We start from the raw sequence: 20507 nt of genomic DNA, 5'->3' as shown, positions 1-20507 counted from the left end.
ATGCAGATCGAGGGCAGCGTCGCCATCGTCACCGGAGCCGGTTCTGGCATTGGCCGTGCGCTGGCCGTCACGCTGGCGGCGGCGGGGGCGTCGGTGGTGGCGGGCGACATCGCCGGCGCCGGTGTCCGGGAAACCGCCGAAGGCATTCGCGCGACTGGCGGTGCCGCCGTGGGAGTCCGGGCGGATTCCGGGTCTACCGAGGGTGTGGGCACGCTGATCGACACCGCCCGAGCGGAATTCGGTCCCGTCGACCTCTACGTGGCCAACGCGGGCATCATCGGCGCAACGGGGTTGGGCGACGACGAGCGCGACTGGGACCGCATCATCGACGTCAACGTGCGCGGGCACGTCCGGGCGGCGAAGGCGCTGGTGCCCGAATGGCTGGAACGCGGCGCAGGGTACTTCGTCAGCGTCGCGTCGGCCGCAGGACTTCTCACGCAGATCGGCGCGGCCGGCTACTCGGTGACCAAACACGCCGCGGTCGGGTTCGCGGAGTGGCTGTCGATTACATACGGCGACAAGGGAATCGGGGTGACGTGCGTTTGCCCGATGGGCGTCGACACTCCGCTGCTCCATGCGATCAGCGAATCCACCGACTCGGCCGTGCGAGTGGCCGCTGCTTCGGTCACCAGTGCGGGCGACGTCGTGGACGCGGGTCGAGTTGCCGAGCTGACCGTCGAGGCGGTGCGCGACGGGACGTTTCTGGTGCTGCCGCACCCGCAGGTGCTCGACATGTACCGGCAGAAGGGTGCGGACTACGAGCGGTGGCTTGCGGGCATGCGGCGGTATCGGGCTCGTCTCGAGCGTTGATCCCTCGTGTCAACGGTCGAGGGCATCCCGATCGGCAGCACGATCTGGCTTCTTCACGCTGATCGACTCACGAGGATTGACTGGGTCATCCGACGAGCGGAACGTTGACGAGATGTTCGAGCGATTCACCGACCGGGCGCGGCGCACCATCGTGTTGGCCCAAGAAGAGGCCCGCGCACTACAGCACGACTACATCGGCACTGAACACATCCTCCTGGGGCTGCTCGGCGAGACCGACGGCCTGGCAGCTCGCGCGCTTGGCACACGTGGGGTGTCACTGGACTCGGTGCGCAAGGACGTCATCGCGCGCGTCGGCCGCGGGAACGAGGAGCCCACGGGGCACATCCCGTTCACCCCGCGCGCCAAGAAGACGCTCGAACACGCACTGCGCGAGGCCATCGGCCTACAACACGACTACATCGGCACCGAACACATCCTGCTTGGGCTTCTCAGCGAGCCTGACGGCGTCGCCGGCGAAATCCTCGCCGCCGTGGCCGGTGACCTGGCCGACGTGCGCACTGCCGTCCTCGACCTCGCGCCGGCAGACACTGTGCGCGCGCCCCAACCACGCCGCATCACGACTCGCGCAGGCACTGAGAACCTGCGGATGACCCCGGCCGCCGACACCAGCATCACCGAAGCTGCTCGGCTGGCCGGCACGCACCCGGTCGGCTCGCACCACCTGCTGCTCGCCGCCCTCACCGACCCCGCCAGCGCGGCGACGCGTGCCCTAAGTGCGCTCGACATCGATCTGGAGCAGATCCGCGGCGCACTGCAGCGCGTCGACCTCGCCGACACCAGCGACGAAGCACCCGAAGACGCCGGACGACGCCACTTGCGGCTGCGTGCAACCGAGGACAAGCTCACGCTCGAAATCACCGACAAAGCCCTCATCGACCTCGCCCGCAAAGCACAAGAGGGACTATCGGTCGACCAGATCGGCGGCGAGGTGCCCGAGGCCACCAGCCTCGGCAAGGTTTGGCGCACGCTGCACGACAGCCTCGTCGACATCTGCCGCCGCACGGCTTCCGCACCGCCATCGGGCGCGACTCGGTCTGACCGCACTACGGAATCGGGAACCGAGAGCCCAGCCGGGTAACCGACCAGCTGTTGCACACGTGCCAATTACGATGTGACGATGGCTGAGCCACGCAGGCGTCTATCTCCGGAAGACCGGCGCAACGAATTGTTGATGCTGGGCGCCGAGGTTTTCGGTCAGCGTCCCTACGACGAGGTCCGCATCGACGAGATCGCGGAGCGGGCCGGCGTCTCCCGTGCACTGATGTACCACTACTTCCCCGACAAGCGGGCCTTCTTCGCGGCGGTGGTGCGCGCCGAGGGTGAGCGACTGTTCGAGGCCACCAACACGCCGCCGCAACCGGGCCTATCCCTGTTCGAGCAGTTGCGGGCCGGGGTGCTGGCCTACGTGCACTACGACGAGCAGCATCCCCACGGTGCCTGGGCGGCCTACATGGGGATGGCCCACTCGGACCCGGTGCTGCGCGGCATCGAGGACATCGACAACGCCCGGCAGGCCGACCGCATCATGGCCAGGCTCACCGAGTCCGCCGGTGCCCCGCTGGACTCCAAGTTGGAGCGCGACGTGCGGGTCATCGTCTACGGCTGGCTGGCCTTCACGTTCGAGATGTGCAGGCAGCGCATCATGGATCCCTCGATCGACGCCGGCTACGTGGCCGATTCCTGCGCACACGCGCTGCTCGACGCCGTCGCGCGCGTCCCCGGCATCCCCACCCTGGAGTGATTTCGCGCGGGACGTGTCGGTGGGTGAGGGCAGTATGGCGACATGGCCCGCAAGACCACCGTCGATCCGCTGGGGCGCTTCAGCGCGCTCACGCGTGAGTGGTTCACGGGCACCTTCCCCGCGCCAACGGCCGCGCAGGCAGAAGCCTGGTCGGCGATCGCCGGCGGCAACAACACGCTGGTCATCGCGCCCACCGGCTCTGGCAAGACGCTGGCCGCGTTCCTATGGGCCATCGACCAGCTCGCCGCCTCCGAGCCGCGCCCCCCGAAGGCCGGCACGCGAGTGCTCTACATCTCCCCGCTCAAGGCACTGGCCGTCGACGTCGAACGCAACCTCAGTACGCCGCTGACCGGCATCACCCGCGTCGCCGAACGGCTGGGCGTACCGGTGCCCGACATCAGCGTCGGCGTTCGCTCGGGCGACACGCTGCCCGCCCAGCGGCGGCAGCTGATCACCAATCCACCCGACATCTTGATCACCACGCCCGAGTCGCTGTTCCTGATGCTGACCTCGGCGGCCCGGGAGACGCTCTCCGAGGTTCAGACGGTGATCGTCGACGAGGTGCACGCCGTCGCGGCCACCAAGCGCGGCGCACACCTTGCACTGTCGCTGGAGCGCCTCGACCAGATGCTTGAGCGCCCCGCTCAGCGGATCGGCCTGTCGGCGACCGTCCGCCCTGCCGAGGAGGTCGCCCGCTTCCTGGCAGGCACCGCCCCCGCGACGGTGGTCGCGCCGCCGTCGGGCAAGACCTTCGACCTGTCGGTCCAGGTGCCGGTGCCCGACATGGCCAACCTCGTCGAGAACTCGATCTGGCCCGACGTCGAGGGCCGCATCGTCGATCTGATCGAGTCGCACAACTCGTCCATCGTGTTCGCCAACTCCCGCCGGCTGGCCGAGCGTCTCACGGCCCGCCTCAACGAGATTCACGCCGAGCGCACGGGTGTCGAACTGAGCGACGAGCGCAACCCCAAGGTCGGCGGCGGCTCCCCCGCACACATCATGGGCAGCGGCCAGACGTACGGCGCCGAGACGGTGCTGGCCCGCGCCCACCACGGTTCGGTCAGCAAGGAGCAGCGCGCCGCCGTGGAGGAAGAACTCAAGAGCGGCCGGCTGCGAGCGGTGGTCGCCACCTCCAGCCTGGAGCTTGGCATCGACATGGGTTCGGTCGACCTGGTCATCCAGGTGGAGGCCCCGCCTTCGGTGGCAAGCGGGCTGCAGCGTATCGGCCGCGCCGGTCACCAGGTCGGTGAGATATCCAGGGGCGTACTGTTTCCCAAGCACCGCACCGATCTCATCGACTGCGCGGTGACCGTGCAGCGCATGCTCGCGGGTCAGATCGAGACCATGCGGGTACCCGCCAACCCGCTCGACGTGCTCGCCCAGCACACCGTCGCCGCGGTTGCACTGGAACCGCTGGACGCCGATCGCTGGTTCGACGCGGTGCGACGGAGCGCACCCTTCGCCACGCTGCCCCGCAGCGCGTTCGAGGCCACCCTCGACCTGCTGTCCGGCAAGTATCCGTCCACCGAATTCGCCGAGTTGCGCCCGCGGCTGGTGTACGACCGCGACGCAGGAGTACTGACGTCACGGCCGGGCGCGCAGCGGCTCGCCGTCACCTCCGGCGGCGCCATCCCCGACCGCGGCCTGTTCACCGTCTACCTCGCGTCCAACGCCGATACCGAAAAGCCGTCCCGCGTAGGCGAACTCGACGAGGAGATGGTGTACGAGTCGCGGCCCGGCGACGTCATCTCGCTCGGTGCGACCAGCTGGCGCATCACCGAGATCACGCACGACCGCGTACTCGTCATCCCCGCTCCCGGCCAGCCCGCCAGGCTGCCGTTCTGGCGCGGCGACGGCGTGGGTAGGCCCGCCGAATTGGGCGCCGCCATCGGCGCGTTCACCGGTCGGCTGTCGGGCATGGCGCGGGAGGAGTTCGACGCGCAGTGCCACACCATGGGTTTCAACGACTACGCGACCGACAACCTCTGGCAGTTGCTCGACGAGCAGCGCCAGGCCACCGGCACCGTACCGACCGACACGACGTTCATCGTCGAGCGGTTCCGCGACGAGCTCGGCGACTGGCGGGTCATCCTGCACTCCCCCTACGGACTTCGGGTGCACGGTCCGCTGGCGCTGGCGGTCAGTCGCCGGCTGCGCGAGCGGTACGGCATCGACGAGAAGCCGACCGCCTCCGACGACGGCATCATCGTGCGGCTACCCGACACCGAAGACGCCGCGCCGGGGGCGGACCTATTCGTGTTCGACGCCGACGAGATCGATCCCATCGTCACCGACGAGGTCGGCGGCTCTGCCCTGTTCGCGTCGCGGTTCCGGGAATGCGCGGCCAGGGCGCTGCTGCTTCCCCGCCGTCATCCCGGCAAGCGGTCGCCGCTGTGGCACCAACGCCAACGCGCCGCGCAACTGCTCGACGTGGCCCGCAAGTACCCCGACTTCCCCATCGTCCTCGAGACCGTCCGCGAATGCCTTCAGGACGTCTACGACGTACCGACCCTGCGCGACGTCATGAGTCGCGTTGCGCAGCGGCGCATTCGGCTGTTGGAGGTCGAGACGGCGACACCGTCGCCCTTCGCCGCGTCGCTGTTGTTCGGCTACGTCGGCGCGTTCATGTACGAGGGCGACAGTCCCCTCGCGGAGCGCCGCGCCGCCGCGCTGTCGTTGGACAGCGTGCTGCTGGCCGAACTACTCGGCCGCGTCGAACTGCGCGAGCTGCTCGACCCCCAGATCATCGAGTCGACCTCAGCTCAGCTCCAACATCTGACCGCCGAGCGCGCGGCGCGTGACGCCGAAGGCGTGGCGGACCTGCTGCGGCTGCTCGGCCCTCTGACCGAGGACGAGATCGCAGAACGGTCCACCGCGGCCGACGTCGGCGGGTGGCTGGAGGGGCTTCGGGCTGCGCGACGGGCGTTGACCGTGACGTTCGCGGACCGGACGTGGTGGGTGGCCATCGAAGACCTCGGTTTGCTGCGCGACGGCGTCGGCATCGCCGTCCCGGTCGGCGTACCGGCCAGCTTCACCGAGTCCGTGACCGATCCGCTCGGCGAACTGCTCGGCCGATACGCCCGCACGCACGGGCCGTTCACCACCGGCGACGCCGCGGCCAGGTTCGGGCTGGGGTTGCGGGTCACCGCCGACGTACTGGGCCGCATGGCGGTCGACGGCAAGCTGGTGCGCGGCGAATTCAGTGACACCGCCGAACAGTGGTGCGACGCCGACGTATTGAAGATCCTGCGCCGCCGGTCGTTGGCTGCGCTGCGCGCACAGGTCGAACCGGTGAGCACGGCGGCGTACGCAAGGTTCCTGCCTGCGTGGCAGCAGGTGGGCACGGCACGGGTGTCGGGCATCGACGGTCTGGCGGCGGTCATCGAACAGCTTGCGGGCGTGCCGATGCCGGCGTCGGCGGTGGAGCCGCTGGTGTTCGGGCAGCGGGTTCGGGACTACCAGCCAGCCATGCTGGACGAGCTGCTCGCGGCCGGCGAAGTCACCTGGTCCGGCGCGGGGCAGATCGGCGGCAACGACGGCTGGATCGCCTTCCACTCCGCCGACTCGACGCCCATGACACTCGCCACCCCAGCTGAGATTGACTTCACCGACGTCCACCGGACCATCATGGAAACGCTGGGCCACGGTGGAGCCTACTTCTTCCGGCAGCTCGACGCCGACGGCGCGGCCGGTACCGAGCAGCTGAAAACCGCGCTCTGGGAACTGGTTTGGGCCGGCTGGGTCACCGGCGACACCTTTGCGCCCGTACGCGCCCTGTTGCAGGGCACCGGACGGCGCGGCGGTGCGCACCGCCAGCGGCAGCGGCCGCCGCGGCTGAGCCGCTACAGCGTCGCGCATGCCCAGACACGCACGTCCGAGCCGACCGTTGCCGGCCGGTGGTCCGCCCTGCCGACACCCGAGCCCGAGTCGACCATCCGTGCCCACTTCCAGGCCGAATTGCTGCTCAACCGCTATGGCGTGCTGACCAAGGGGTCGTCCGAGGGGGTGCCCGGCGGGTTCGCGATGCTCTACAAGGTGCTCAGCGCGTTCGAGGATGCCGGCCGGTGCCAACGCGGCTACTTCGTCGAGTCGTTGGGCGGGGCCCAGTTCGCGGTCGCCTCCACCGTGGACCGGCTGCGCACCTACCTCGACGACGTCGACCAAGAGCGCCGCGCCTATCAGGCGGTCGTGCTCGCGGCGGCCGATCCGGCCAACCCGTACGGCGCCGCACTGCCATGGCCGGGCGACGGCACGCACCGACCGGGCCGCAAGGCCGGTGCCCTGGTCGTGTTGGTCGACGGTGAACTGGTGTGGTTCCTCGAGCGGGGTGGACGCACCCTGCTGTCCTACTCCGACGACGCGGAGGCCAATCGGTCCGCGGCAGCAGCGCTCGCGGAGTTGGTCGGAGGTCGGGTGCTGCAGTCGCTGCTGGTGGAGAAGGTCAACGGGGTGACCGTGCTCGATCCCGCATCCGACGACCGCCTGACGACCGTCCGCGACGCGTTGACCGGCGCGGGGTTCTCCCGCACGCCGAGGGGCATGCGGTTGCGCTGACACATTGTCAAAAATGACAAAACCTGGCCCAGGTCGTTCCATACTGAGGCCATGGTCTCGCTCATCGTTCATGCCCTCCTCGGCGTCGCCGTCATCGCCTGGATCGTCCGCGCCAATCAGCAGGTCTTCGCCCGCCCCGCCAGCGGCCCCGCCTTCTCGGCGCTGGAGATCGTGTTCTACGTCGTCGGCGTCGCGTCGATCGCGCTCGGCTACTACTTCAACCACCAGTTCGTCGCGCAGTACGCCGTCGAAGGCGGCAATCCGATCTGGGGCCCTGGCAGCTGGGAGCAATTCATCCGCCTCGGCTACGTCAACCCAGCCGCGGCATCTGCCAGCCAGGACTACACCATCATCAACGTGATCCTGCTGCCGCTGTTCACGATCGTCGACGGATACCGACGCGGCATCAAACGGCCGTGGCTGTTCTTCGTCTCCAGCCTGTTCACCAGTTGCGCGTTCGCCTATGCCTTCTACTTCGCGGTGATCGAACGCCAGCATCGCCACGACAACGCGACGAAGGGACTGGACGTCATTCCCGCCTGAAGGCCCGCTGCCTACAGTGGTGACATGGCCTTGCGGACAGCGGTTACCGAGATGTTCGGGATCGACCACCCGATCGTGCTGGCGCCGATGGGCGGCGTGGCTGGCGGCCGGCTGACGGCCGCGGTCTCCGAGGGCGGCGGCCTCGGCATCATCGGTGGCGGTCCGGGCCAGCGGGACTGGCTCGAGCGGGAATGTGCCATCGCCAAGGAGAGCACCGAGAAGCCTTGGGGCATCGGGCTATTGACGTGGGCGATCGACCAGTCGATCGTCGAATGGGTAGTCGAGCAGCGCCCGGCCGCGGTCGTGCTGTCGTTCGGCGATCCGGCGCCGTTCGCCAGCACCGTCCGTGACGCCGGAATTCCGCTGATCGTCCAGGTCAACACCATCACCGAAACGCGGCACGCGCTCGACGTCGGAGCCGACGTCCTGGTGGCGCAGGGCTCGGAAGCGGGTGGCCACGGCGGAGGGCGGGCGACGCTGCCCTTCGTCCCTGCCGTCGTCGACGTCGCAGGCGCCACTCCCGTGCTGGCCGCCGGAGGCATCGCGGACGGTCGCGGGCTGGCCGCCGCGCTGATGCTGGGCGCGGCCGGAGCGGTGATCGGCACACGCTTCGAAGCGACGCCGGAAGCGTTGATCGACGAGCGAGAAGCGAAGTCGATCACCGCGGCCGAAGCCTCCGACACCGTTCGCGGCCGCGTGGTCGACATCGCCGCCGAGGCGGCGTGGCCGGCCCGGTATCCGGCCCGCACGCTGCGCAACGCCTTCATCGACAGGTGGCAGGACCGCGAGGAGGAGCTGAGTGCCGATGCCGAGGCACGCGCCGAGTTCCGCCGCGGCGCCAAGCGCGCCGATCCCGACTATGCGCCCATCTGGGCGGGCGAGGCCGTCGACCTGATCGCCGAAGTGGAGAGCGCTTCCGCGCTGGTGGGCCGGATCAGCGACGAGGCCACTCGAGCGATCGATGCCGTGCGCCGGGAACACAGCCCGTCGGGTCCGCGTTGCGGTGGGTCATGAGCGACGACCTGATCACCACACCGTTCGGATTCCAATCGACTGCCGCCGAGGTGATCGCCGGCGTCGACCTGTCGGGGAAGCGCGCCATCGTCACCGGCGCGTCGTCGGGAATCGGCGTCGAAACTGCGCGGGCTCTCGCCGGCGCCGGCGCGGAGGTCACCCTCGCGGTGCGCGACGCAGAAGCCGGTGAACGGGTGGCCCAGCAGATCGGCGGCCGGGTCGGAGTGGCCCCGCTCGACCTGAGCGACCTGTCCAGCGTGCGGGCGTTCGTCCAGGCGTGGAGCGGACCGCTGCACATCCTGGTCAACAACGCAGGCGTCATGGCCATCCAAGAGTTGACCATGTCAGCCAGCGGGCACGAAATGCAGTTCGCCACAAATCATCTTGGCCACTTCGCACTCGCGAGGGGACTGCACCGCGCCATGGCCGCTGCCGGCGGCGCACGCATCGTCTCGGTGAGCTCCGGCGGGCACCTGCGCTCCCCCGTCGTGTTCGACGACATCGACTACGCGTTCCGCGATTACGAACCCTTCGGCGCGTACGGGCAGTCCAAGACCGCCAACGTGCTGTTCGCCGTCGAAGCGACGCGCCGTTGGGCATCCGACGGCATCCTCGCCAACGCCCTGATGCCCGGCGGCATAGCGACACCGCTCCAGCGCCATCTGCCGGCCCACTACGCGGAGGACGCCCTGGCGGCGTTCCGCGCGGCCGGCACCGACTTCAAGACCGTCGAGCAGGGCGCCGCAACGTCGACGTTGTTGGCGGCCTCGCCGCTGTTGGACGGCATCGGCGGTCGCTACTTCGAGGACTGCAACGAAGCGCGGGTGGTCGACCGTCGTGGTGGTCCCGGACGCGGCGGCGTCGCTCCGTATGCGCTGGATCCCGGCAATGCCGAACGGCTGTGGGACCTGTCGGTGGATTTCACCTCGTAGTCAGCCATCGGCGGCGAGTTTCGGCGACTGCCTGCGCAACCGTTCGACGTGCTCCTGCTGTAAATCTCCTGCACGGGTGAGGAAGTCGGCAACGAGGGCCAACTGCTCGGCGCTGTATCTCGAGATCAACCCCTCGTTGGCTTCGGCCAAGAGCGGCTCGATCATGTCTCGTGTTTGCCGCACCACGATGTCCGTCGGGGTGACGATCACCTTGCGGCGGTCGTTCGGATGCGCGGCGCGGCGGACGTAGTCGAGCTTCTCCAACCGATCCAACATCGCAGTGACGCTGCCACTCGTCAGTCCGAGACGCGCCGCCAGCAACCGCGGCGTAACCTCGGCATCCTCTTGGATGAGGATCTCCAGGCAACGTAGGTCCGTCTCGTTGACCCGTAGGATACGGGCCATTTCACGGTCGAAGTCGTCGACGGCCGCCTGATACCGCTCGATCGCCACACCGAGCAATGCATCACTGGCAAAGTCTCTTGACATTCAAGTAACTCGACTTTCATACTACTTGCGTGAAAGGCCAACATACCGAAGGACGAAGATGCGCGCACTCGTGATCGGCGCCGGCGTGGCCGGGCCGGTGCTGGCGGTGGCACTACGACGGGTGGGCATCGAGGCAGACGTGTTCGAGCGCAACATCGGACCGGAGGATCTCCGCGGATCATGGCTGACCTTCCAAGCCAACGGAATGGACGCCCTGCGCGCGATCGACCTGGCCGAGCCCATCGAGTCGCTCGGTTTCGAACTGGAGACGATCAGCTTCGTCAACGGCAAGGGCAGACGACTCGGCAGCATGCCGCTCGCCGCGCCGCGAGCGGACGGGCAACTGTCCCAGATGATGCGTCGCGGCGATCTCTACGGTGCGCTGGCGAAGCTCGCCGCAGAACACGGACTTCGGATCAGACACGGCGCGGAGTTCGTCGGCGCGACAGCGACGGCGCACGGGATCGAAGCCAGCTTCGCCGACGGCAGCAAGGCCACCGGGGATGTCCTCATCGGCTGCGACGGAATCCATTCCAGCGTACGAACGGTCATCGATCCCCAAGCCGCGACGCCGCGTTACGTGCCGGTGCTCAATGTCGGTGGCTATATCCCCGACTTCCGTGTCGACGTGCCAGCTAGGGAATTCCGGATGCAGTTCGGGACGCGCTGCTTCTTCGCATGGATGCCGACGCCCGATGGTGGCACGGTGTGGTTCGCCAATCCCCCGATGGCCAGGGAACCGCAGAAGGGCGTCCTCTCGGAGATGGACGACGCCCAGTGGCGCGAATGGCTCCACCAATTGATGGATGGCGACGCCGGCCCTGCCCACGAGATCATCGACGCCGCCCCCGGTCCGATGCTCGGGTGGCCGACGTACGACATGCCCGTGGTGCGGCACTGGCACCGCGACCGCATGATCATCATCGGCGATGCTGCCCACGCCACCGCGCCGTCGGCCGGCCAGGGTGCCGCAATGGCGCTCGAGGACGCGGTGATCCTGGCCATGTGCCTGCGTGACTGCGCGACGGTGCCCGACGCGTTCGCCACGTTCGAGTCGCTCCGTCGCGACCGCGTCGAACGGATCGTCAAACATGGTGCTCGATCGGCGAACTCGAAGGCCGCCGGACCGATCGCACGCGTGCTCCGCGATGCCATCCTCCCGATCGCGTTCCGCCGCGCGGCCCGCGACGGTGGGCGGTCGATGACGTGGCTGCAAGGCCATCACATCGACTTCGAGGCACGGCAACGCATGTAGCGTGCTATCAGGACATCGAAGCCGCGAGCGGAGGTAACGGGAATGCCCGAGGGCGACACCGTCTACCGGTCCGCGGCCAAGCTACGGGAGGCGCTGGAAGGCAAGGCACTGACCCGTTGCGACGTCAGGGTGCCCCGGTTCGCCACCGTCGACCTGACGGGGCAAACGGTCGACGAGGTACTGAGCCGCGGCAAGCACCTCTTCATCCGGGTGGGCGACGCCAGCATCCACTCGCATCTAAAGATGGACGGCGCCTGGTTGATCGGCGGCCAGATCCGCCGGGTACAACCGCACAAGGTGCGGATCATCCTGGAAACGGCCGACTCTCGCGTTGCGGGCATCGACCTCGGTGTCCTGGAGATCTTGGAACGGAAACGCGACATGGATGCCGTCGCACACTTGGGCCCCGACCTACTCGGCCCCGATTGGGAACCGAGGACGGCGGCCGCGAACCTGATCGTCGACCCGGACCGCCCGCTGGCCGAGACGCTGCTGGATCAGCGGGTGATGGCGGGCGTCGGCAACGTGTACGCCAACGAGTTGTGCTTCATCACCGGTCACCTGCCCACCGCGCCGGTGAGCGCGGTGCGGGATCCGCTTCGGATGGTGCAGCGTGCCCGGGACATGCTGTGGCTCAATCGCTCCCGCGTCAATCGCGTGACGACCGGCGACACCAGAGCTGGCCGTGACCTGTGGGTCTACGGCCGGGCCGGAGACGCGTGTCGCCGCTGCGGAACCATCATCGAGATGGACTACGCGGACGCGAGGAGCAAGAAGGGCTTGAGCGGCGAACGCGTCATGTACTGGTGCCCGAACTGCCAGACTTAAGTCCAGGGCAGCGCCAGCCTGCAGATCTTGCGGACCACGGTGGCGAACTGCTTGGGCAGCGGTCCCGTGTTGTAGGGCACGCCGTACCGCTCGCAGATCTCCTGAACTTCCTTGGAGATCTCGTCGTGCCGGAACGCCGGGAGGTCGGGGAACAGGTGGTGCTCGATCTGGAACGACAGGTTGCCGCTCATCAGGTGGAAGAGCTTTCCGCCGGTGAGGTTCGCCGAACCGAGCACCTGGCGGAAGTACCACATCCCGCGGCTCTCGTTTGCCGTCTCCTCCTTGCTGAATTCCTGTGTGCCTTCCGGAAAGTGGCCGCAGAAGATGATCGCGTAGGACCACACGTTGCGGATCAGGTTGGCCGTCAGGTTGCCGGTGAACACCCACGGCGCGAACGGGCCCGCGAGCAGTGGGAACGCTACGTAGTCCTTCAAGGTCTGGCGCTTCACCTTGCGCCAGATGCCCCGGATCGTGTCGCGCTTGTCGGCGACCGTGATCTCACCCGAGCGGATGCGCTCGGTCTCCAACTCGTGCAGCGCCACGCCGTACTGGAAGAACACCATCAGCAGGAAGGCGTAGACCGGGTTGCCGAGGTAGTACGGGTGCCAGCGCTGGTCCTCGCTCATCCGGAGGATGCCGTAGCCGATGTCGCGGTCCATGTTGACGATGTTGGTGTAGGTGTGGTGCATGTAGTTGTGCGAGTGGCGCCACTGGTCGCTCGGGCAGGCCGAGTCCCATTCGAAGTTGCGGCTCGTCAGTGCGGGATCGCCCATCCAGTCGTACTGGCCGTGCATGACGTTGTGCCCGATCTCCATGTTGTCCAAGATCTTCGACACCGCGAGCATCGCCGTCCCCGCCAGCCAGGCCGGCGGCAGGATGCCCGCGAACAGCAGGGCCCGGCCGCCGACTTCGAGGGCACGCTGGGCCTTGATGACCCGGCGGATGTAGGTGGCATCGCGGTCGCCGAGGTCGGCGATGACGCGTTCCCTGATCGCGTCGAGCTCGCGGCCGAAGTTCTCGGCCTGCTCGGGCGTCATGGTGACGGTCGTGCCGCCGACGGTCTTGGTGATGGCCTGTTGAGTGGCAGGTGTCTTCGTGTCGACGGTGGTGATGGGCTCAAGAATTGCAGTCACGGTGAATCCCTTTCCTAGAGTGCGAGTTCGACGTCGCCGACGGGGGCCGTGATGCAGATCTGCACGTCCTCCCCGTCGATCGTGGATACGGCGCCGGTGATCAGGTTCTTGACCGCGCCGCTGGTCTTGCGGCGGGTGCAGGTGTGGCAGATGCCCATGCGGCATCCACTTTCGGGCGACAGGCCGGCGGCTTCGGCCTGCTCCAGCAAGGAGCGTCCGTCGTCGGTGACGTCGATGCCGGAGTCGGCGAACGCCACCCGGCCGCCCGATGCCTCGGTGGGCGCCGTGAACACCGGTGGGACGAAGCTCTCGAACAGTGCGTCCGGGCAGTGGTCGCGCACCGCGTCGACGAGAGCTGGTGGGCCGCAGACGAACACCTGGTCGGGTGACGGCATGGCCGCCGTCAGATGGTCGGCGCCGAACCGCCCCACGAGGTCGGCGGGTGCGGCACTGCGGGTGAAGCCGTGCAGCACGCGCACGCCGGGCAGCGCAGCGAGTTCGTCGCGGTAGCACGCCTCGTCGGCGCTGCGTGCGTAGTGGACGAAGGCGACCTCACCGGTGTGGCCCTCGGCAACCAGCGTGCGCAGCATCGACAACACCGGGGTGATGCCGCTGCCGCCGGACACGAAGAGGATGCGCCGCGGCCGCTCGGTCGGTAGGACGAAGTCCCCACCGACGCCGTCGAGTCCGACGACCATGCCGGGACGGGCGTTGCGGTACAGGTGCGTCGACACCACACCGCCGTCGTGCACCCCGATGGTCAGCTCGATGAGCCGGTCGTTCTCGGCGTTGGCCGGTGAGTAGCAGCGGGTCTGCCTGCGCCCGTCGACCTCGATGGAGAGGTTGACGTGCTGGCCGGCGCGCAGGGCGGGATATTTGGCCCGGAAGGCCGCGTTGGGTTCCAGCGTCAAGGTGACGCTGCGTGGGGTCTGGCGCCGCACCGCGACGACCTTCGCCCTGGCGTCGCCGAGGGTCCAGGTGGGCTCGACGAGCTCGGTGTAGCGGTCGACGCCGTGCGGGCCGGTGAGCAGGTCGACCAGCGGTGACCGCATCACCCTCTTCCGCAGGTCGAGCGACAAAGTTTGAGTGAACATGTGTACACCGTGCGCTTGGCTCACCCATTTCGTCAATGGATTGACTGCTGGCTGTGGTAGGTTTCACACAGTGAACAGTCGTACGCCTAGTTCACGAACGTCTCGATCAGGACGCTCGGGGTCCAAGCGTTCCTCGCGGGACGCTCCGTCGCGTGAAGAGCGCAAGGAAACGACGCGGCGGGCCATCGTGGCGGCGGCGTTGCGGCTCCTGGAGGAGCGCAGCTTCAGCGCGCTGAGCCTGCGTGAGGTGACCCGCGAAGCCGGCATCGTCCCCGCCGCGTTCTACCGGCACTTCGAGACCATGGAAGCGCTCGGACTGGTCCTCATCGACGAGTCGTTCCGCGCACTGCGCGACATGTTGCGCAATGCGCGCGCCGGCAAGCTCGACCCCACCCGGGTCATCGAAGGCTCCGTCGACATTCTCATCGCCGGGGTGAACGAGCGCCGTGAGCATTGGCGGTTCATCGTCCGCGAGCGCAACAGCGGCGTGACCGTCCTGCGCTACGCCATCCGCACCGAGATCCGGCTCATCACGTCGGAGCTCGCGATCGATCTGGCCCGGTTCCCGGGGCTGAACACCTGGAGCGCCGAAGACCTCAACATCCTGGCGAGCCTCTTCGTCAACTCCATGATTTCCATCGCAGAGGCCATCGAGGATGCCGTCGATCAGACCGCGCTCGACGAGATCCGGCGGATCGCCGTCAAGCAGCTCCGGCTGATCGTCGTCGGGATCATCGGATGGCGAAGTAGCGACTGACCCGACCCCGGGAGATACCCGGCGCATAGTGTCAAACCCATGCCGCATCTGGAGCTGACCCACCCGCGTCCCGACATCGCGCTCATTACGCTGAACCGGCCGGAGAAGCTGAACGCGCTGAATTACGGCCTGGTCGAAGAATTGCACCACACGCTGGAAGCGATCCACCGTGACGACGAGTGTCGCGTCGTCGTGCTGACCGGCGCTGGCCGCGGCTTCTGCTCCGGCCTTGATCTCACCGAACCATCCCCCGACGAGGCGACCCGCGGACTGGAATTCCCGCGTTCGGGAATGCGGTGGCAGGAACGCATCGCCGACCTGACCACGCGGCTGATTCGTCTGCGCCAGCCGGTGATTGCGGCCGTCAACGGACCGGCCTACGGCGGCGGCTTTGCGCTGGCGTTGGCCTGTGACGTTCGCATCGCCTCGGCGTCGGCCCGGTTCTGCACGCAGTTCATCAAGCTGGGGTTGGGCGGCTGCGACATCGGCGTCAGCTACACGCTGCCCCGCATCGTCGGTGCCGGGCAGGCATTCGACCTCATCCTCACCGCGCGCACGGTCGAGGCCGGAGAGGCGCTGAGGCTGGGCCTGGTGTCACGGCTGTCCGACGATTCCGTGCTCGACGACGCGCTGGCGATCGCCGAAACCTTGTGCGGTTACGGCAAGTTCGGGGTGGAGTCGACCAAGCAGGTGCTGTGGGCCAACCTCGAGGCATCCAGCTTGGAGGCGGCACTGCACGTCGAGAACCGCAGCCAGATCCTGGCGTCCACCAGCGGTGAGATGCGGCAAGCGAGCGCCGCGTTCGCGAGCCGCAAGGGCTAGCGGGGCGTACCGCCGCCGTCGACGATGACAACCTGCCCGGTGATGTAACTGCCTGCGTCAGAACACAACAACAGGGCGGTACCGACCATCTCGTCGGGTGAAGCGAGGCGCTTGACCAACGTCCCGCCCACCATGTGGTCGATCGCTTCCTGCGGGTTGCCGCGCATCATGTCGGTGTCGACCGGACCCGGGGCGATGGCGTTGACCCTGATGCCGTCTGTCACGAATCCCGCCGCCATCGACCGGGTGAACGACATCATGGCCGCCTTGCCTGCGGCGTACATCGAGACGACGGGGGCAAAATGAAACGCACCGACGGACACCATGTTCAGCACCGCCGCGTGCTCGCTTCGCTTCAGGTGTGGCAGCGCCTTCTGCACCAGGAATACCGGACCGCGCAGATTCACCTCGTACGACTTGGTCCATGCGTCCACGGTCATCTCGCCAAGCGGCTGGGCCAGGGCATTGGCCGCGTTGTTCACCACCACGTCGATGCCGCCGAATTCGGCGACGGTGCGCTCCACGAGAACGTCGAGATCGTCCATGCTGCCCGCGTGCGCCGCAACGCCGATCGCGCTGCCGCCGAGATCGCGAAGGTGTTTGGCGGCTTGCTCGCAGGCGTCGGCCTTGCGACTGGCGACCACGACGCGGGCGCCGGCGAGCACGAACCCCTCCGCCAGCGCGAGTCCGATGCCGCGACTCCCGCCCGTGACGATGACGGTGCGGTCGGTCATGTCGAACAGTCGGTCGAATGTTGTGCGATCCACGTGGTCAGTAGAACACGCTGCAGAAGACGTCTAGGAGAACAGGTCTGGATGGGCCGACACGTACTGTTCGACGGTCTGGGCCGGACGTCCGGTGATTCGTTCGACGTCGTCGGTGGCCCGGTCGTACCGACCGTCGCGGTGTAACCGCGCCATGGTCGAGATGTGTTGTGCCACATGTTCGGAGAGCCCCGAATGTGCCAGCACGTCGCGCAATCGATCGGCGGGAAGGTCCTCGGGGGCGACGGGGCGGCCCAGCGCCCGGGCGAACTGCTCGGCGAGACCCGCCACATCGAGTACCTGCGGCCCGGTGAGCTCGTACACGGCGCCGAACGTCGGAGCAGGGTCGCTCAGCAGAGCGGCCACGACGCGAGCCACGTCGTCGGCGGCAATGGGCGAGGTGCCCCCATCGCCGAAGGGCAGTGCGAGCACACCGCGGTCGCGGACCGATGCGGCGCCGACGACGGTGAACAACGGGTTGTCGAGGAACACCGTCGGCCGCACGTGTACGACGGGTATGCCCGACCAATTCATGATCCGCTCCGCGAGCCAGTGCAGGCGGTGCTGACGGGATTCCTCGGTGCTGGTCAAGGTCATCTGCGACACCGTCATCTGCGACATGTTCACGACCAACTCGAGGCCGCCGAGTTCCTCGACCACCGCGCTCACCACGGCAGCGGCCTGCACGTACTCGGGCGACACGCTCATGTTGAAGAACATCCGCGTGACGCCGCGCGTGGCCTGCGCGACGTCGAGTGGTGACGTCAGGTCACCGACGACGACCTCGGCGCCGAGGTCGCGTAGCCGCTCGGCGCGTTCGTCGTCCCGACGGACCAGCGCACGCACCGGCTGGTCGGTCCGACGGAGCTCCTCGACCACGCGACGGCTCACGCTGCCGACGCCCCCGCCCGCACCGGTGATAAAGAACATGTCCATATGACGTTGAATCGCGCCGTTGCATTCCGCATCCCCTCACGCACCCCGGCGCGCCGTGGCAGCAAAGCCACGGTCCACGATTGACCTGCTGGCTGTCGGCGGTTGGGAACGGCGTCCAAATGCCGTCATCCTTAGGCCTTCGAGGTGCATGAGCCGGAGGACTGATCGACCGTTCAAGCACCGTGGGTCGGGACTCGACCTGCGCTTTCCAGACCCGGTCCCGCGAAGCACAGCAATTTATAACCCGTTTTATTGTTTCGAGCGTAAATTAGGTAGAGAGCACTCGCACCGCCCACGGCAAGTCCTCGGAACGTTGCAACCGCAAACGAATGCACGGCTTCGCGACACAACCGTGGACGAGTGGGTGCGAACTGACGGCATCGCGGCCAAACATCGGGACTGCGCTGCTCCGAGATGTCCTGAGCAGCGCGAGGTGACACCATGGCCGACCACACGCGCCGTGGTAGTGGCCGAACGAAACCGCGTCACCGCACGACGCGACATCCCAACGCCCCGCAGGCCACATTCCCCAATTTTCGGATTGCGGAATTACCTCCACTTCCCTTCAGCGAAGGCACTGCGACATTCTCGATTGCCGGTCCGAGTAAGTACATCGGTCGAGTAGGGGCGTTGGCGATCGCACTCGGGGTTGGGGCAGCAGTCGCCACCGGCCATGGCCTGGGTCTTGGCCAGGCTCGCGCGGACACTGGCTCTGAGCCCTCCGGCACGTCGACGCCCGAATCCTCATCCGACACCTCGCCCACGGCGCAGTCCGGTGCGGAGCTTTCTGCTCCCACCGAGCAATCGGGTGCGACGAGTTCCTCGCCGACGGCGACTCCGCCAGTCACGTCGGACGGAAACACCCCGCAACCGACCCACGACAACGAGTCGGCGCCCGCCATGCAATTCGCCAGCTCTGGTGGCGCGGACACCTCGACGAACGACCGAGGGCAGTCCACCGATCACGAAAGCGCGGTGGAGACCGCACCGGTGTCGTCCGACGACGTCGTGGCCCCTGCACCGGACTCTCCTGCGACCGAAGTTCCCGTTACGGCGCATATCCCCGATACTCAGAACGCTGCGACGACGGAGCCGACCACGACCGGTGCCACCGTTGCGTCACCAACCGCCGAGGCCGGGCCGCCGAATGCGGCGGAGCAAGCAGGCGATGCATTCCACCCGGTGGACTCGACGACGCCGATCGTCGAGTCGAGCGAGCACGTTTCGCTCCCACCGCCGTCGACGCTCGAGTTCGAGGGCTCCGTCGCAACCGAAGCTCCGAAACCACTGTTGGCAAGCGCAATGCATTTCGCTGCCCTCGGGGCTCCGAGTTTGCCGTTGGCGCCGCCGCTCGAGTTCCACCCTCTGATGACGATCCCGGCAGCACTGGTGAACATCGCCGCCACGCTGGTTGCAGCCGTCTTCTCCCCTTTCCTGGCGCCGGGACCGATCGCTCCGGCCCATCCCCCACTGCTCTGGGCAGTCCTTGCATGGGTGCGCCGCGAGATCCAGTACACCTTCTTCAATCGGACTCCACACGTACGGCCCCAGGAAGTCACCGTCGCGCTGGATCCAGGTGAAGTCAGTGATCCGATCGCGTTCGACGCCCACGACTCGGATGGCGACGCCCTCATCTACCGGGTGCCCGATCGCGGCGATTGCGGTGGGCCGGCCCATGGCACGGTGATCGTCGATCAGTCCACTGGCACATTCACCTATGACCCCGACGACGATTACGTCGGAACCGATCAGTTCACCGTCACCGTCAGCGATGCCGCGAACTGCTTCCACTTTCACGGTCTGCTCGGATTCCTGCTTCCCCACTTCGGCCATACCGACAGGGCCACCGTCACGCTCAACGTGGCCGGTAACAGTGCGCCGATCGGGGCTGGCGACGCCTTCAGCGGCGCCGAGGACAACCCCGTGTCCGGCAATGTGCTGACCAACGACACGGATCCCCAAAACACCCCGCTCACTGCGATATTGGGCACCGGTCCGGCCCATGGCACGGTCATGCTCGCCACCAACGGGTCGTTCACGTACACCCCGGCCGCGAACTACAGCGGCGTGGACTCGTTCACCTACCAAGCTTCAGACGGCACCGCGGTCAGCGAGTCGGCGACGGTCACCATTACCGTCACTGCGATCAACGATGCCCCGGTGGCCGGTCCAGATGGGTTCTCGACGTATGAGGACACGTCAGTGTCGGGCCACGTGCTCGGCAACGACGTCGACCTCGACGGTGATCCGTTGGTTGCGAGCCTGACCATCCCGCCCGCCCACGGCACCGTGGCACTCAACCCAAACGGGTCCTTCACCTATACCCCGAGCACAAACTACTACGGCGTCGACTCGTTTTCCTATGTTGCTACCGACGGCGTTGCCGTGAGCGCTCCCGCCCTCGTAACGATCACCATCGGCGCGGTGAACGACGCCCCCGTCGCGGTTGGTGACAGCGTCTTCACCAACGAGGACACCGCCCTGACAGGCAACGTGCTGACCAACGACACCGATGTCGAGAATGCGCCTCTGACAACGATACTCGACTCCGGACCGGGTCACGGTTCACTGAATCTCAACGCCGACGGCACCTTCACCTACACTCCGGTCGCCAACTACAACGGGCCGGACTCGTTCACGTACACGGCCACCGACGGGAGTGCGACCAGTGCAGCTGCCACGGTGTCTATCACCGTCACCGCGGTCGACGACACCCCCGTCGCCATCGACGACGGCTTCACCACCAACGAAGACACCCAACTCACCGGCAACGTCCTCACCAACGACACCGACATCGAGGCAACGAACCTCACC

Annotated in this window: 17 protein-coding genes; 12 read left to right on the top strand and 5 right to left on the bottom strand. The window is 67.4% G+C overall.

The annotated features are described in order from the left end of the window. The 7 genes from N536_RS0120180 to N536_RS0120150 all read left to right on the top strand — a co-directional run bounded on the left by N536_RS0120180 (position 1) and on the right by N536_RS0120150 (position 9615). The gene (locus tag N536_RS0120180; RefSeq protein ID WP_029115266.1) at positions 1–810 is read left to right on the top strand and encodes an SDR family oxidoreductase; all 810 of its coding nucleotides are present in this window, start codon (positions 1–3) and stop codon (positions 808–810) included. 112 nt (positions 811–922) lie between these two features. Further along, positions 923–1909 (top strand): Clp protease N-terminal domain-containing protein, encoded by a 987-nt coding sequence (locus N536_RS43595; RefSeq protein WP_051574634.1) that lies wholly within the window; start codon positions 923–925, stop codon positions 1907–1909. A gap of 39 nt (positions 1910–1948) precedes the next feature. Continuing rightward, the gene (locus tag N536_RS0120170; RefSeq protein ID WP_029115265.1) at positions 1949–2572 is read left to right on the top strand and encodes a TetR/AcrR family transcriptional regulator; all 624 of its coding nucleotides are present in this window, start codon (positions 1949–1951) and stop codon (positions 2570–2572) included. Between the two features lie 42 nt (positions 2573–2614). Further along, the gene (locus tag N536_RS0120165; protein WP_029115264.1) at positions 2615–7126 is read left to right on the top strand and encodes an ATP-dependent helicase; all 4512 of its coding nucleotides are present in this window, start codon (positions 2615–2617) and stop codon (positions 7124–7126) included. A gap of 51 nt (positions 7127–7177) precedes the next feature. Beyond that, the gene (locus N536_RS0120160; RefSeq protein ID WP_029115263.1) at positions 7178–7669 is read left to right on the top strand and encodes a DUF2834 domain-containing protein; all 492 of its coding nucleotides are present in this window, start codon (positions 7178–7180) and stop codon (positions 7667–7669) included. 24 nt (positions 7670–7693) lie between these two features. Further along, positions 7694–8683: a nitronate monooxygenase family protein gene (locus N536_RS0120155; RefSeq protein ID WP_029115262.1), complete on the top strand. Its 990-nt coding sequence runs from the start codon at positions 7694–7696 to the stop codon at positions 8681–8683. Then, positions 8680–9615, top strand: a complete 936-nt coding sequence (locus tag N536_RS0120150) for an SDR family NAD(P)-dependent oxidoreductase (protein ID WP_029115261.1) — start codon at positions 8680–8682, stop codon at positions 9613–9615. The genes N536_RS0120155 and N536_RS0120150 overlap by 4 nt, the downstream gene beginning before the upstream one ends. Here the strand turns inward: N536_RS0120150 and N536_RS0120145 are convergent, their stop codons facing one another. Continuing rightward, on the bottom strand, positions 9616–10104 hold the full coding sequence (locus N536_RS0120145; protein WP_029115260.1) for a MarR family winged helix-turn-helix transcriptional regulator: 489 nt from the start codon (positions 10102–10104) through the stop codon (positions 9616–9618). A gap of 58 nt (positions 10105–10162) precedes the next feature. On the opposite strand from N536_RS0120145, the gene N536_RS0120140 reads away from it, so the two are divergent. Both N536_RS0120140 and nei2 read left to right on the top strand, forming a co-directional pair. Next, complete coding sequence (locus N536_RS0120140) at positions 10163–11359, top strand: NAD(P)/FAD-dependent oxidoreductase (protein WP_029115259.1); 1197 nt, start codon at positions 10163–10165, stop codon at positions 11357–11359. A gap of 42 nt (positions 11360–11401) precedes the next feature. After that, entirely contained in the window at positions 11402–12187 is a 786-nt protein-coding gene (nei2, locus tag N536_RS0120135; protein WP_029115258.1) for an endonuclease VIII Nei2, read from the top strand. Here the strand turns inward: nei2 and N536_RS0120130 are convergent. Together N536_RS0120130 and N536_RS0120125 are read right to left on the bottom strand one after the other, a co-directional pair. Then, entirely contained in the window at positions 12184–13224 is a 1041-nt protein-coding gene (locus N536_RS0120130) for a fatty acid desaturase (protein WP_081809311.1), read from the bottom strand. The two genes, nei2 and N536_RS0120130, sit on opposite strands and share 4 nt — an antisense overlap. 110 nt (positions 13225–13334) lie before the next feature. Next, positions 13335–14414, bottom strand: a complete 1080-nt coding sequence (locus N536_RS0120125; protein ID WP_029115256.1) for a ferredoxin reductase — start codon at positions 14412–14414, stop codon at positions 13335–13337. Positions 14415–14484: 70 nt separating this feature from the next. On the opposite strand from N536_RS0120125, the gene N536_RS0120120 reads away from it, so the two are divergent. Both N536_RS0120120 and N536_RS0120115 read left to right on the top strand, forming a co-directional pair. Next, positions 14485–15171, top strand: coding sequence for a TetR family transcriptional regulator (locus N536_RS0120120; RefSeq protein ID WP_029115255.1), 687 nt, complete (start codon positions 14485–14487; stop codon positions 15169–15171). Between the two features lie 39 nt (positions 15172–15210). Further along, a complete protein-coding gene (locus tag N536_RS0120115; RefSeq protein ID WP_029115254.1) occupies positions 15211–15993 on the top strand; it encodes an enoyl-CoA hydratase/isomerase family protein in 783 nt (260 codons plus the stop codon). Here N536_RS0120115 and N536_RS0120110 read toward each other — a convergent pair. Next, positions 15990–16760 carry an SDR family NAD(P)-dependent oxidoreductase gene (locus tag N536_RS0120110; protein ID WP_029115253.1) on the bottom strand — a complete coding sequence of 257 codons (771 nt, stop codon included), beginning with the start codon at positions 16758–16760 and terminating at the stop codon, positions 15990–15992. The genes N536_RS0120115 and N536_RS0120110 overlap by 4 nt on opposite strands. A gap of 30 nt (positions 16761–16790) precedes the next feature. After that, a complete protein-coding gene (locus N536_RS0120105) occupies positions 16791–17693 on the bottom strand; it encodes an NAD(P)H-binding protein (protein ID WP_036437076.1) in 903 nt (300 codons plus the stop codon). Positions 17694–18323: 630 nt separating this feature from the next. Between N536_RS0120105 and N536_RS38975 the strand changes: the two genes are divergently transcribed. Further along, on the top strand, positions 18324–20507 hold a 2184-nt coding region (locus N536_RS38975; protein WP_155948661.1), incomplete at its 3' end, for an Ig-like domain-containing protein.

The organism is Mycobacterium sp. URHB0044, from assembly GCF_000620625.1.
Lineage (GTDB): Bacteria > Actinomycetota > Actinomycetes > Mycobacteriales > Mycobacteriaceae > Mycobacterium.
This window is presented reverse-complemented; position numbering and strand designations above follow the sequence as displayed.

Coding starts and splice junctions, on each gene's coding strand:
- N536_RS0120180 (WP_029115266.1), top strand. CDS start 1: ATGCAGATCGAGGGCAGCGTCGCCATCGTCACCGGAGCCGGTTCTGGC.
- N536_RS0120150 (WP_029115261.1), top strand. CDS start 8,680: ATGAGCGACGACCTGATCACCACACCGTTCGGATTCCAATCGACTGCC.
- N536_RS0120170 (WP_029115265.1), top strand. CDS start 1,949: ATGGCTGAGCCACGCAGGCGTCTATCTCCGGAAGACCGGCGCAACGAA.
- N536_RS0120145 (WP_029115260.1), bottom strand. CDS start 10,104: ATGTCAAGAGACTTTGCCAGTGATGCATTGCTCGGTGTGGCGATCGAG.
- N536_RS0120115 (WP_029115254.1), top strand. CDS start 15,211: ATGCCGCATCTGGAGCTGACCCACCCGCGTCCCGACATCGCGCTCATT.
- N536_RS0120165 (WP_029115264.1), top strand. CDS start 2,615: ATGGCCCGCAAGACCACCGTCGATCCGCTGGGGCGCTTCAGCGCGCTC.
- N536_RS0120140 (WP_029115259.1), top strand. CDS start 10,163: ATGCGCGCACTCGTGATCGGCGCCGGCGTGGCCGGGCCGGTGCTGGCG.
- N536_RS0120130 (WP_081809311.1), bottom strand. CDS start 13,224: ATGACGCCCGAGCAGGCCGAGAACTTCGGCCGCGAGCTCGACGCGATC.
- N536_RS43595 (WP_051574634.1), top strand. CDS start 923: ATGTTCGAGCGATTCACCGACCGGGCGCGGCGCACCATCGTGTTGGCC.
- N536_RS0120105 (WP_036437076.1), bottom strand. CDS start 17,693: ATGGACATGTTCTTTATCACCGGTGCGGGCGGGGGCGTCGGCAGCGTG.
- nei2 (WP_029115258.1), top strand. CDS start 11,402: ATGCCCGAGGGCGACACCGTCTACCGGTCCGCGGCCAAGCTACGGGAG.
- N536_RS0120125 (WP_029115256.1), bottom strand. CDS start 14,414: ATGTTCACTCAAACTTTGTCGCTCGACCTGCGGAAGAGGGTGATGCGG.
- N536_RS0120160 (WP_029115263.1), top strand. CDS start 7,178: ATGGTCTCGCTCATCGTTCATGCCCTCCTCGGCGTCGCCGTCATCGCC.
- N536_RS0120155 (WP_029115262.1), top strand. CDS start 7,694: ATGGCCTTGCGGACAGCGGTTACCGAGATGTTCGGGATCGACCACCCG.